Origin of the sequence: Paucihalobacter ruber (assembly GCF_006494535.1) — a bacterium.
Taxonomy (GTDB): Bacteria; Bacteroidota; Bacteroidia; order Flavobacteriales; family Flavobacteriaceae; genus Paucihalobacter; species Paucihalobacter ruber.
Window position 1 is genome coordinate 233,421 of the sequence record NZ_VHIQ01000001.1, and the last position, 13,782, is coordinate 247,202.

Consider the following 13,782-nt stretch of genomic DNA (forward strand, 5'->3'; position numbering starts at 1 on the left):
AAAATAAATGTTTTTTATTTGTCTATCTACATAGAACATCAAAAAAAATGATCGTTCATAATAAATAATGTAAATTTGGTTATGAAACTTTTCATAATTAGAACAGTTGTTTAAAACCTATCGTTTTAATTAAAAAAATAAAATGTAATTACGTTGCTATCAATACTTATTCCTGTATATAATTTTGATATCGAATCACTTGTAACTAAACTAACATTACAATTACAAGATATTTCTTATGATTATGAAATCATCATTTTAGACGACGCATCAACAGATACTTCTATCAAAATAAAAAATGAGCGGTTAGGTGTACTTAAAAACTGTCGATACGTCACAAACAACACCAATCTTGGCAGAACTTCATCAAGACAAAAATTAGCAAATCTGGCCCAGTATCAATATTTATTATTTTTAGATGCAGACGTCTTGCCAAAATACGACGATTTTATTGCAAGATTTAGCATTAATAGCCAATTGGCCGATATGATATTTGGAGGTGTTGAATATTTAGATAAATCATACTCTAAAGACAACTCCTTACGATGGAAATATGGCAAAAACAGAGAACAAAAAAACCAGATTATAAGACAGAAGTCTCCATATTTATCAATTATTTCAATGTGTTTCTTAATAAAGAAAAATGTGTTTTTGAACGTGAATACTTATCATGAAAATCTTTATGGTTTGGATGTATTTTTTAGTTACCAATTAGAAAAATTAGACGTAACAATAGTTCATATAGATAATCCAATTTTTCATACCGGGTTGGAAGAGAACACCAAATTTTTAGCTAAATCTAAAGAAGCTATGGAAACTCTTCATAATTTGGTTAGTTTGAAAAAAATTCCCGACAACTATAGACCAATTCAAAAAGCGAGCAACGTATTAATGAAATATAAACTTTCTCTTATTTACATAAGGGCTATGGAGACATTTGAAAAGATGGTTTTAAAAAATCTAAATAGCCAAAATCCTTCGTTATTTTTATTTGATTTATACCGTTTATATCACTATCATAAATGTTTTAATAAATAGAAACCTTTAGACTATGCCTAAATTTTCGATTGTTATACCGCTATACAATAAAGAAAAAGAGATTTCTAAAACTTTAAACAGTGTTTTAAATCAATTGTTTACAGATTTTGAAGTTGTTATTGTAGACGATGGCTCAACAGACAACAGCTTGGCCAGGGTAAAAGAATTAAAAGATGAACGACTTAGAATACATGAAAAGCATAATGAAGGTGTAGCTAAAACCCGAAATATAGGAATTGATTTAGCATCAGGAAAATACGTTGCTTTTTTAGATGCCGATGATTATTGGGAACCGAATCATTTATCGGTAATAAATGATCTTATCAATGAATTCCCGGGTTTTCACTGGTTTGCCACCTCATATTTTAAACAATACAGCAAGCGCGTTAACGTCAAAATGTTCTCCCCTATTTTTAATACAGAGTTTGAACGCGGCCCTATTGATGAATTTTTCAAATATAGCGTTGTTGATTCTTTAGCATGGACATCGGCAGTAGTTTTTGAAAAGCACTTTTTAACTGAACTTGGCATGTTTAATTCACAAGGAATTCACGGTACAGGTGAAGACACTGATTTATGGATTAGAGCCGCACTAAAATCGCCACTGATATTTTCTAAAACATTTACTGCCTACCATGTGATGCACGCAGATAACCGACTTTCTAACACTAAAACGCATTTAAGAAAATTTATCAATTTTGATAATTACGAAGCTTATTGCCGAGATTACCCAGGACTTAAAAAGTATTTAGACCTTAACAGGTTCGCCATTGCAATACATTATAAATTGTTAGGTGATTTAGACAATTATGAAAATCAGATTAAAAATATAAATCCAAACAGCCTCAATAAAAAACAAAAGCTGCTTCTCAAATTATCGCAAAACATGTTGAGGAAGCTTCTAATTATTAAGCAGAAACTTCAAAATAATGGCATATATTTAACTGCGTTTAAATAATTTAAACTCCTCAAATTCTCTTATATAATCTGACTCTTCATAAACGTCAGACACCAAAGCCAAACAAACAGAACCAGAAGAAAAATTTTCCAATTCTCTCCAAATACCATTAGGGATGATTAGACCCTTATTGGGTTTATTTAGATGAATAATTTTTTTATCTTTTCCGTCGTGCAGCACCACATCAAAACTTCCGCTCACCGCAATTAAGCACTGCTTTAATTTTTTATGCGCATGTCCACCGCGCGAAGCATCACTAGGCACATCATACAAATAATAGACTCGTTTAACTTCAAAGGGTAAAGTGTTTTTTTCTACAACCGACAAATTGCCACGGCCTTCAGGGTCTGAAATCTTCGGAATATCAATCAATTCAACAGTTTGAAGTGTGCTTAAATTTGGTTCAAGAGTTGCTGCCATTGCTGTGCTATAGGATCTTTTGTGAATAGAACAATGCTATTTTGAGCATTGGTTTTACATAACTTATATAATTCAGGCTCAAAGATAAAACGATTAAATGCATTTGCAAGTGCATCGGGATTATCATTTTCAACTAAAAGACCATTAAATTCATTAATTATAATTTCGTTAGGACCACTGTGGCAATCAACTGAAATCACGGGTGTTCCAACCGAAAGTGACTCGATTAATACTCTGGGAAAACCTTCGTAATTGCTGGTTAAAACTAAATATTTGGCATTTCTCATCACATTTTCCACAGATAAAGTGAAATCAAATAGCTTTACTACTTTCGACAAATCTAATGTGTTTATTTTTTGTTTCAACCAACTCTTATCGGGTCCGTCACCGTAAATTCTTAGTTCAATGTTCTTTTCAGGTAAAACTGACTTTGAATAAGCTTCTAGTAACAGTAAAAAATCTTTTGCGTGATTGTCTATTCTTCCTGTAAATACAATATAATTTTCCGGAACAAAATTGGGTGCAATGACATCCGTCTCTACCACATTATAAATGCTCATTGCTTTGTTAGTATTAAATTGAAGATTTATTTTTTCACTTATAGCCTTCGAAACTCCAACTATTTTACTGCTTTTTTCGATCATTCGTTTAGTTAGCCATTTACTTTTAGGAAAATAATTATCAACGAAAGCACTTCTTACTACATATACTACTTTAAATCCCGAATAAATATACAACAGATACATTAACTCTTTAAAAAAACTACTCCTGGTTCGATTGTCAATAACAACATCTATTTCATTTTCAACTAAATAATTTCGTAATGTTCTTAGGTGTAAAAACCGTTTTAGAACTTTATCTTCAGTGCTTTTAAATGCTCCTAAATTAAATAGTTTACCGGCATACGCATATAATACATCATTTGTAATAGTTACGAGGTGCACCTCGCAGTTTAGACCATCTAATATCTTTGTAAGTATGGCAGTAGATTTCTCGGCACCGCCACGGGCAAGTGAGATACTTATTACTGCCACTTTTAGATGAGACAGTTTCATTTTTATGTTATTTTTGAACAATTAATGTGCGTAAATATACACCATTTATGAAGATTTTATTGGTAGGTGAATACAGCCGATTGCATAATTCCTTAAAGGAAGGATTGATGGTTCTTGGACACGAAGTTACCTTAATCTCTGCAGGTGATTATTTTAAAGACTATCCGTCTGACATTAAATTAAAACGACATTTCGAAAAAGGCCTTTTAAAAAAATTGAAGGTTGGCGTTTTTAAGTTATCTAAAATTGACATGGGCTCCTTATCGTTGAAACAACAATTTTTTAAACACTCTGAGGAATTAAAAGGTTATGAGGTGGTGCAGCTTATCAATCAAAATCCCATAGGCATTCAAGCCAATCATGAACAGCAAATTATTAATTTTCTAAAAACCCATAACAGTAAATTATTTTTACTCGCGTGCGGAACCGACTATATAAGTGTAAAATATGCCTTTGAAAAAAAACTAAAACATTCGCTTTTTAGTCCCTATTTCGATGGTAAAATCACGAAAAAAGCCTATCAACGCATTTTTAATAAAATTTCAAAACAAGGTGAAACACATTTTGAATTTGTTAGAACACAATGCGATGGGATTATTGCCAGCGATTTAGATTATCATATTCCTTATAAAGGAGAACCCAAATATTTAGGCATGGTTGCCAATCCAGTAAATATTGAAAAGATTGAGTATACCCCTTTGGTAATTGGCGAAAAAATCGTGATTTTTCATGGCATCAACAAGACCAACTATTTTAAAAAAGGCAATGATATTTTTGAAACTGCTTTGGCCGTAATTGAGCAAAAATTTGGTGATAAGGTTGAAATTGTTACAGTTGAAAATTTACCTTATAACCAATATATCAAAGCCCTTGATGATTCTCATATTTTGCTAGACCAAATTTATGCTTACGATCAAGGTTATAACGCCTTAGAAGCCATGGCAAAAGGCAAAGTAGTGTTTACCGGTGCCGAACAAGAGTTTTTAGAATACTATGGCTTAAATGAAGATGAAGTTTGTATTAATGCCTTACCAGATGCCGAAAAAATTGCTGAAAAATTAGAGTGGCTTATTTCAAATCCGGATCAAATCATAAAAATCTCACATAACGCAAGAGCATTTGTAGAACGTGAACATCATTATATAAAATGTGCAGAAGGCTATCTAAAGGTTTGGGGATTTTAAAATTTGTTCTTCCTTAAAAAGTATAAATATACAGGTATCAAAACAATCACAAAATAGAAAACATACCTAAAAAAATGTGCCATCACAACGCCTTCGGTACTAAAGTGTTTGATTAGTATAATAGATAAAAGGTAAAAACTGGCCAGGGATAGAATTTCGGTAATTACAAAACTTTTAACCATGCGCTTTGCCAAAAATTGATGCGCGATCACCAAAGAACACAAACGCACAAAATCGCCCATTAATTGCCATTTAAACAGTGGTGACATACCGGTAAACTCGGGATAAATTAATTGAATAATAAAATCTCTAAACACATAAATCAACAACATTCCTGCACCAAACAGCGGCAAAATACTTTTATAAATATGCCAAACTTCTTTTGTAAAATCTACCTTGGTTTGTATGGCAGCAAATCGAGGAATAACATATAGTGTAAACAAACCTGTAGAAAACACCATGTAATTTTTTGAAATGAAATTAATGGCCGTCCAATAACCGGCTTCATCAACATTAATTTTATCCTTAATCACAGTTCTTATGTCGAGCTCAACATAATTTAGCAAGACAGTAGACACAAAAGACATAATGGTAAAAGCCAATAAACTATTTTTAAAAGACCAGTCTATTTTTAAATTTTTAAACTGAATGTACTCTTTTAAAACACCACCAAAAATTGCAAGCAGCGTTAAAAGTTGTATCACCGGTGCTAAAGCAATGGCAACCAAAACACCATCTAAATCAAACCTAAATAAAAATATCACTAATAAAAGTGCCGATAAAACGTAGGCGATAAACTCAATAAGCGCATATTTCTTGTATGCCGACAATCCGTTAACCACAGCATTAAAAATGCGCTGCATGGCAAATACCGGAGTTAACACAGCTAATAATTTAAACACATACGAAAGTGAGGCATCGTCCAATAGCTTTTCGGCAAAATAATTAGCTCCAACAAATAAAATTAACCCGGATACTAAAGAGCCAATGCCAGCAAACAAAAAAGAAGTTGAAAATAATTTTTGAAGTGTTTGTTCATCCTTTTTATACTGCGCTACATATTTTAAAACGCCACTAAAAATGCCTAGTGTAGTGAAACTGGTAAGCATTGCTGTAATATTCCTTAACTGACCAATTTTGGCAATCCCGGCTTCTTTAACAGTAAGCGCCAATACATGTTGAATAGCCATTGAAATGATCAACCTAAAAACAATAACAACAGAGTTTAAAGAGGTGATCTTTAAAACCAGGTTGTTTTTTATAAAAGAAGGTAACTTCACAATGATTATTTACAGTTTCTCATCTTCGTCTGTTAAAACTCCAAAAATAGGACTGCTAAAAATAAGAAGAATGATGCCATATTGCATCAGGTAAGCAACAAAATGTCCCATCACTGCTCCTTTCAAACCAAAATTATCGATAAGTGTAATTGAAGACACATATAAATTCACAAACAAAAACACTTCAATAATTATAAAATGCCAAAACATTTTTTTCGCTAAAAAGTGAAAAGCAATTACGGTTGATAACACCTTTACCAAGTCTCCCAGCAACTGCCATAAAAATAAGTCTTCAACAGGTTGAAATGACGAAGAGAATACCAGCCGCACTATATATGGCTTCAATAAATAAATCAATGCCAATCCCATCATCACATATGGTAAAAAGGTTTGATAAAAGTTTTTTACTTCGGCTTTAAATGCAGCTTTTGTGTCTAATTTTCTAAATTTAGGGATGATATACAAGGCCATTATAGAATTAACGAACATAAGATAATAATCTGATATCCTGTTCATCGCCTCCCAATATCCGGCAGCTTGCAAACCTAATTTTGAAGTGATGTAGTTTCTAATTGCAATGTAGGTAATGGGCAATGCTACAGTAGTAACCAAGGCCACCATTACATACGGCGATAATTTTCTTACAATATTTAGATTAATGCGGCTAATCTTAATATCGGTTGCTAAACTCCGTTGGTTACTAAAACCAACTAATGTGATTAAAAAGCCCAAAGATGGCGTTAAAACAACGGCAATTAAGGCGCCATCAACATTGTTTCTATATATGAGCAATAAGGTAATCAGCAAGCCAACAACCTGACCTAAAATATTAATTACCAACATCATTCTGTATTTAGAAAAACCATTCATAATGGCATAACTAAACATATTAAGCGCATAAAATGGCAAGGCAATGGCTAATATTTTTATAACATAAGCGTAGTTATAATACTTAGGAAACAACATGCCGTTAATCCAGTTGGCTTGGTAGTAACAAATTAATGCCAGCAGCATGGTAATAAAAAAACCGATATAATAGGCTGTCGAAATGGTATTGCTAAGTTTTAAAACGTCGTGTTTAACTTTGCTGACTTCGGTTACAAAACCGCTGTAAATACCGCCGATACTAAGCGATTGTAAGGCCTTGAGAAAATTTCGCATATTGCCGATGAGTGCAAAACCTTCCGGACCAATAAAAATGGCTATCATTTTAGAAACAGCTATTCCGGAGATAATTTTGAGAACAATAACTACCGTATTAAGCCTTGTTGCTTCGGGGAGAACCTGATTACTGATGTAGGTTAATATTCTTTTCAATTAGTAGTTATTTAAAACTTCTACCACTCTTTGTACCTCGTGTGGCTCCAAGATTGGGGACATTGGAATGCTCACTATGGTACTGTGAATTTGCTCTGTTCTTGGCAAATGTAAGTTTTTATATCTTGAAAATGCCAATTGCTTATAAATTGGTATTGGATAATGTATCATGTAACCAATGTGATGAGCCTCTAAAAACTTTAAAAATTGTTCTCTGTTTGCCACTTGTATCACAAATACATAAAACACGTGTGCGTTAAAATCTCCTACCTTAGGCAGTATTATTTTTTCATTTGAAATACCACTGAGATATTGTTCAGCTATACCTCGCCTGGCCTTATTATCGGTATCTAGATGTGGTAATTTTACATTTAGAAATGCCGCCTGAATTTCGTCTAATCTGCTGTTGTAACCATTGATTTCATGAACATATTTTTGATGGCTTCCGTAGTTTCTTAGTTTTTGAATGCACCGAAACAAGTCCTCATCGTTGGTGGTTACAGCGCCGGCATCGCCGAGCGCTCCTAAATTTTTAGTGGGATAAAAACTAAAGGCCGCAGCAGCACCTAAATTTCCTGCTTTTTTATTCAATTGCCTATTTATGGCTCCATGTGCCTGAGCCGCATCCTCAATAAGCAACAAGTTGTGTTGCTGGGCTAACTGTTGAATTGGTTTTATATCAACCAACTCGCCATACAAATGCACCACAATAATGGCTTTAACCCTATTGTTGATTTTTTCTTTTATAGTTTGGACATCTACATTAAAACCATCAGCTTTGGGCTCGGCAAAAACCGGTTCTAAATCGCAATTAACCACCGCTTGTGCTGTGGCAATGAAGGTGACAGAAGGAATGATCACCGCATCGCCCGGTTGCAACTTACCAAGTTGTATATAAGCCTTTAAAATTAAGGTTAAGGCGTCTAAACCGTTGGCCGTTCCCAAGCAAAATTTGGTACCGCAGTAGTTGGCAAAATCATGTTCAAAAGCGAGCACTTCCTGACCTAAAATGTATTGCGAATTATCGAGTAAAGCATCCAGTTTTTGATGAAACAAGTCTTTGTAGGGTGCGTTTATTTTTTTTAGATCTAAAAAAGGAATTGTCATAGATTTAAACTTAAAAAATCCTGAAGATAGAGTGAACAGCCCAATTCTTCCTTTTGTTTTAGTAATCCGGGATTATAACCCAACTCATTTTGTTCTGTAACCGTGCCCATCGAAAAATAGCGTTTACCTTCGTTTTTGTATTGATGGATTAAATGTATAAACAAATATTCGATAGCACGATATTTTTCGCCCTTTAAACTTGTGGCACCATACTGCGATTTCACCACTTTTCCGGTGTCAAAAATGGTGATTCCTGCCAGTAATTCTTCCTCTTTATAGAGGTTGAACTGCTTGATTTGTTTGGGAAATTTACTTTGCAAATATTGTATTTCTTCTAAAGCATGTACCGGCTTTACCTGATGTTTCTCCTGTAGCCGAGGCACGAGAATTTGATTCCAAAAACCTGAGAAATCTGATGTCTCTCTTATTTCAAAACCTACTATTGAATTTCTGTTATAATGCTTTAATTTGGTTTTATGAATGTTAAGTGGTTGTGCATAATCTACAGCCAAAACCATATCGCTTCTGTAAACAGAAGCCTGATGTTTTATGAGCTGATGCTTTAATTTAAGCAGCATGTTGTTTCCATAAAATTGTGGTACGGTTTTAATAATTGCATGAAGGTACCCTTTACTTTTTAGAAAAGCCATCAGTTGAGTTATTAAAATACCTATAGCTTCTGCGCGAAATTTATTATCGAGAATAATGCTTCCATAGGTTAGCCCTTGATGAGAGTACCACTTGTTTTCTGTATGGTTTGCCGGACAAACCGCTACAAGATTATCGTCCTCAAAAATCAAAACCGAAGCATCTGTAAATCGGTCGCTATGGTATTCCATAAAATCGCGATGAAACAAAAAAGTGGCATTATCACACTTTTGAATAAAATTATTCCAAAGTGAATAAAAATCTGAATGATATGTCTCAAAGCGAAAGTTCACAAATCAAAAATAGTACATTATTTATGGATGATGTCATTTATCATTTTCGAAAATAGCAGGGCACCACGTTCGTTGAGATGGTCGGCATCAAAGAAGTGTTCTCTATCAAAACGCCAATATTCTAAAAAATTGTAATAAGAAACATGATCGTATTGATTTGCCAACTCTAAACCCGTATTGACGGTTGCTTCTAATTGCTGATAATTGAGATTTAAGTAATACGATTCAAATGCCGGCGGCGTTACCATAATGACATCCACCTTGTTTTGTAAGCACAAATCAGCTATTTCCTTTAAGGTTTTAAAATTGTCATCAAATAGGTTTTTTGATGTGGCCGTATGTTTTTTGGCAACCAATGCACCAGTTTTATATAAATCTTTTGCCTGAGACGAATGCGCATCCATACCCCAACCAAAGGGATTACAGGTTACCGAAGCTTCACTTTTTAGGTAGTATTTGTAAATGCGTTTAAGATTTTCTTTAAAACTAATGCTTAATATTTCTGAATGGTGTTTCCAGTAATACTCTAAGGGAATATTGGTATACAAAGCGTAATCTTTATAGCGCCAATGTTCATTGGTTTCAGATAAGGTTTCGAACATAGAATCGTATGACAGCCTGATGACAACAGTGTTCAACTGTGTCATTTTTGGTAAGTAATGTTTGAGAATGGCCAAATCTATATCAAAAGACTGCGATACATGACTCATATTAAAGCTTTGCTGATCCATCCACTCAGGATTTAAACCGTAGTAGGTATGGGAGTTTCCTAAAATGAGGGTTTCAATAGCTTCGGAATGCTTTTCAATATAGTTAGACTTAACTTTATAGTTGTTGGGAATGGATTGCAAGAATATTTCCATGGCTATCAGCAAAACCAACAAAGGCATTAAAAATAGTAATATGTATCTTAAAAATCCTTTCATCTAAAACTGAAAATAAATAAACTCCTGTTCACTCCCAAAGAAATAAAAAATACTCAAAATAAGAAGGTAATAAAATGTCCATCTCAAGGGTCGTTTCCAATTAGTGGCCAATTTTTCTAAGGCGAAGTTATGTTCTCTGGCTATCCATTCAGTTGCCAGCATAAATCCAACCAACAAAAAAGTAGTAAAGGCCATCATATTATTGACGAAGTTAGGAATTTGCCAGATACTTTCAGACCAAATGGCATCGAGATAGTTAAAGGCATGACTTAGGGTTTCGGCTCTAAAAAATATCCAGGCCAATGTAGTTAATATGAAGGTAAAAAGTATGGATAACAGTTCCTTTAAGTTAGGAAGTAACCTGTTTACCGCCACTGTATCTGTGTAGGTTCGGGTGGTATTAAAAAACAACAAGGGTACATAACAAAGCGCGTGAATGAGCCCCCAAATAATAAAAGTCCAGTTAGCACCATGCCACAAAGCACTGATTAAAAACACTGCAAAAATATTGCGAACCACCATCGCTTTTGTACCTTTTGAACCACCTAAAGGAATGTAAACATAATCTCTAAACCATGTAGATAGCGATATGTGCCATCTGCGCCAAAACTCGGCTATATTTCTTGAAAAATACGGAAAGGCGAAGTTCTTCATCAAATCAAAACCAAAAAGTCTGGCTGTACCAATAGCAATATCTGAATACCCTGAAAAATCCCCATAAATTTGAATAGCGAAGAAAAATGCACCAAATACTAATGTTAAGGGGTTGTAAGCCTCCGGATTTGAAAAACAATCATTAACAATTAAAGCGCACTGGTCGGCAATGACAATTTTTTTAAACAAACCCCATAAAATTTGTCGCAACCCGTCTATCGCTTTTTGTTTATTGAAAACCCGAATGGTTTTAAATTGTGGCAAGAGGTTTTTAGCACGTTCTATCGGGCCTGCTACCAACTGCGGAAAAAAGCTTACAAAACCGGCAAAGGCCATAAAATTATTGGTTGGCTTTAGTTTTTTGTGATAAATATCTAAGGTATAACTTAAGGTTTGAAAGGTGTAGAAGCTGATACCAACCGGCAGAATAATTTCTAAACCTCTTAACTCAAGTGGCTTTCCTAAAAAGCTAAACACCTGGTTAACATTATCAATAAAAAAATTAAAGTATTTAAAAAACCCCAGTAAACCGAGGTTAACTACCAAACTTAAAGACAGCAGTATTTTTCTTTTAAAGGACTTTTCAGCTTTAAATAAAAGATTGCCAATTATAAAATCAACAATTGTACTAAAGGCAATGAGCATTAAAAAGCGCCAGTCCCACCAACCGTAAAACACATAACTGCTCAACAGCAGAAATGTATTTTGATATTTGAGATGATAATTTTTTAGAAGCCAGTAAATGCCAAAAACCAATGGCAAAAACACGGCAAAATCTAAAGAATTAAACAGCATGCAGTTGATTTAGTTTAACAATTGCCCTTTAAGAAACAACACAGACAATTTAAACGTAAATATACACTTTCTAGGATTTGTGCTTAGACAAATAATACATATTGATAGCAAATATAGCCGCATTTGTAATTACAATTGGCCAGGAGGTGCTGAGCATAAAACCATAAATTACAAATAAAACGGCTCCGGCCGAATTGACCATTCGCAGTTTACGCATGTCTTTCATGGTAAATGACAGCAACAATACAAAAGAAGCCAAATAGCCAACCCATTCGGTAATATTAACTCCTAAAAACTCCAAATTAAACCGTTTTAAAGCGTTTTCTATCTACTTCTTTTAAGTATATTTTACGGAGACGAATGTGGTTTGGCGTTACCTCAACGTACTCATCTTTTTGAATATATTCTAGAGCTTCTTCCAAAGAGAACTTAACGGCAGGTACAATCTTGGCTTTATCGTCGGCACCTGACGAACGCACGTTACTCAATTTTTTGGTTTTGGTAACGTTAACGGTCATATCGTCTCCACGAGAGTTTTCGCCAATAATCTGTCCTTCGTAAATATCTTCTCCCGGATCGATAAAAAACTTACCGCGTTCTTGTAATTTGTCGATTGAGTAAGGAATGGCCTGACCATTTTCCATAGACACCAAACTACCGTTTTGACGCTCGGGTATACCACCTTTTAAAGGTTGATACTCTTTAAATCTGTGTGACAAAATGGCTTCACCGGCAGTAGCAGTTAATAACTGATTTCTCAAACCAATGATACCTCTTGAAGGAACGATGAATTTGATAATCATTCGCTCTCCTTTGGTCTCCATACTGTACATTTCGCCTTTACGTATGGTTACCATTTCAACCGCTTTACCTGATAAATTTTCAGGTAAATCGATGGTCATTTCTTCAACAGGTTCACATTTAACACCGTCAATTTCTTTGATGATTACCTGCGGCTGACCAATTTGAAGCTCATAACCTTCACGACGCATGGTTTCAATTAATACAGATAAATGCAGTACACCACGACCAAACACCATAAATTTATCGGCGCTATCGGTTTCTTGCATGCGCAAAGCCAGGTTTTTTTCTAATTCTTTGGTTAAACGCTCTTTGATATGTCTTGATGTTACAAATTTTCCGTCTTTACCAAAAAATGGAGAGTCGTTAATGGTAAACAACATGCTCATAGTAGGCTCGTCGATGGCTATGGTTTTTAAACCTTCGGGGTTTTCGAAATCGGCAATGGTATCACCAATTTCAAAACCTTCCAATCCAACCAAGGCGCAAATATCACCTGCTTGAACTTCGTCTACTTTTTTACGGCCTAAACCTTCAAAAATGTGAAGTTCCTTTATTTTGGATTTGGTTATTTTTCCATCGCGCTTTACCAAAGAAATATTCATCCCCGATTTTAAAATACCGCGTTGTAGTCTGCCAATGGCAATTCGGCCTGTAAAAGATGAGTAATCTAATGAAGTAATTAACATTTGCGTGCTGCCTTCTTCTATTTTAGGCGAAGGAATATGTGCTACCACCATGTCTAAAAGTGGCTCAATATTAGTGGTTTCGTTTCTCCAGTCGTCGCTCATCCAGTTATTTTTAGCCGAACCATAAACCGTTGGAAAATCTAACTGCCATTCTTCCGCACCCAGTTCAAACATTAAATCAAAAACTGCCTCATGAACTTCTTCAGGTGTACAGTTTTCTTTGTCAACTTTATTGATTACCACGCAAGGTTTTAAACCCAAATCAATGGCTTTTTGCAGTACAAAACGGGTTTGAGGCATAGGACCTTCAAAAGCATCTACCAACAGCAACACCCCATCGGCCATATTAAGAACACGCTCTACTTCACCTCCAAAGTCTGCGTGACCAGGCGTGTCAATAATATTAATTTTTGTATCTTTATAAACAACAGAAACGTTTTTAGAAGTAATGGTAATACCGCGTTCGCGTTCCAGATCGTTGTTATCAAGAATTAAATCGCCTGTGTTTTGATTGTCTCTAAACAACTGGCAATGGTACATGATTTTATCCACCAAAGTAGTTTTACCATGGTCTACGTGTGCAATAATTGCGATGTTTTTTATATTGGTCATAATGC

At 34.6% G+C, this 13,782-nt stretch carries 13 protein-coding genes; 3 read left to right on the forward strand and 10 right to left on the reverse strand.

Annotation, left to right across the window (positions count from 1 at the left end; translation table 11 throughout):
- Positions 1-153 precede the first annotated feature (153 nt).
- Both FJ651_RS01120 and FJ651_RS01125 read left to right on the forward strand, forming a co-directional pair.
- Complete coding sequence (locus FJ651_RS01120) at positions 154-1,038, forward strand: glycosyltransferase family 2 protein (protein WP_216746054.1); 885 nt, start codon at positions 154-156, stop codon at positions 1,036-1,038.
- Between the two features lie 13 nt (positions 1,039-1,051).
- The gene (locus FJ651_RS01125) at positions 1,052-1,996 is read left to right on the forward strand and encodes a glycosyltransferase family 2 protein (protein ID WP_140988554.1); all 945 of its coding nucleotides are present in this window, start codon (positions 1,052-1,054) and stop codon (positions 1,994-1,996) included.
- Here FJ651_RS01125 and FJ651_RS01130 read toward each other — a convergent pair.
- Both FJ651_RS01130 and FJ651_RS01135 read right to left on the reverse strand, forming a co-directional pair.
- A complete protein-coding gene (locus FJ651_RS01130) occupies positions 1,979-2,416 on the reverse strand; it encodes a sugar 3,4-ketoisomerase (protein WP_140988555.1) in 438 nt (145 codons plus the stop codon). The genes FJ651_RS01125 and FJ651_RS01130 overlap by 18 nt on opposite strands.
- Complete coding sequence (locus FJ651_RS01135; RefSeq protein ID WP_140988556.1) at positions 2,389-3,471, reverse strand: glycosyltransferase; 1,083 nt, start codon at positions 3,469-3,471, stop codon at positions 2,389-2,391. The genes FJ651_RS01130 and FJ651_RS01135 overlap by 28 nt, the downstream gene beginning before the upstream one ends.
- A 47-nt stretch (positions 3,472-3,518) precedes the next feature.
- Here FJ651_RS01135 and FJ651_RS01140 point away from each other — a divergent pair, with 47 nt between their 5' ends.
- Entirely contained in the window at positions 3,519-4,655 is a 1,137-nt protein-coding gene (locus tag FJ651_RS01140; RefSeq protein ID WP_140988557.1) for a glycosyltransferase, read from the forward strand.
- Here the strand turns inward: FJ651_RS01140 and FJ651_RS01145 are convergent.
- The 8 genes from FJ651_RS01145 to typA form a co-directional block, all read right to left on the reverse strand.
- Positions 4,652-5,935: an O-antigen translocase gene (locus FJ651_RS01145; RefSeq protein WP_140988558.1), complete on the reverse strand. Its 1,284-nt coding sequence runs from the start codon at positions 5,933-5,935 to the stop codon at positions 4,652-4,654. The two genes, FJ651_RS01140 and FJ651_RS01145, sit on opposite strands and share 4 nt — an antisense overlap.
- Positions 5,936-5,944: 9 nt before the next feature.
- Positions 5,945-7,252 (reverse strand): O-antigen translocase, encoded by a 1,308-nt coding sequence (locus FJ651_RS01150; protein WP_140988559.1) that lies wholly within the window; start codon positions 7,250-7,252, stop codon positions 5,945-5,947.
- On the reverse strand, positions 7,253-8,359 hold the full coding sequence (locus tag FJ651_RS01155) for a DegT/DnrJ/EryC1/StrS family aminotransferase (protein ID WP_140988560.1): 1,107 nt from the start codon (positions 8,357-8,359) through the stop codon (positions 7,253-7,255). It abuts the gene before it with no gap.
- A complete protein-coding gene (locus tag FJ651_RS01160) occupies positions 8,356-9,198 on the reverse strand; it encodes a FemAB family protein (protein ID WP_246085282.1) in 843 nt (280 codons plus the stop codon). The genes FJ651_RS01155 and FJ651_RS01160 overlap by 4 nt, the downstream gene beginning before the upstream one ends.
- Positions 9,199-9,317: 119 nt before the next feature.
- Entirely contained in the window at positions 9,318-10,226 is a 909-nt protein-coding gene (locus FJ651_RS01165) for a hypothetical protein (RefSeq protein WP_140988562.1), read from the reverse strand.
- Positions 10,227-11,675, reverse strand: coding sequence for an MBOAT family O-acyltransferase (locus FJ651_RS01170; RefSeq protein ID WP_140988563.1), 1,449 nt, complete (start codon positions 11,673-11,675; stop codon positions 10,227-10,229).
- 70 nt (positions 11,676-11,745) lie between these two features.
- Positions 11,746-11,976 (reverse strand): uroporphyrinogen decarboxylase, encoded by a 231-nt coding sequence (locus tag FJ651_RS01175; RefSeq protein WP_140988564.1) that lies wholly within the window; start codon positions 11,974-11,976, stop codon positions 11,746-11,748.
- A gap of 1 nt (position 11,977) precedes the next feature.
- The gene (gene typA / locus FJ651_RS01180) at positions 11,978-13,777 is read right to left on the reverse strand and encodes a translational GTPase TypA (RefSeq protein ID WP_140988565.1); all 1,800 of its coding nucleotides are present in this window, start codon (positions 13,775-13,777) and stop codon (positions 11,978-11,980) included.
- Between the last annotated feature and the right edge of the window lie 5 nt (positions 13,778-13,782).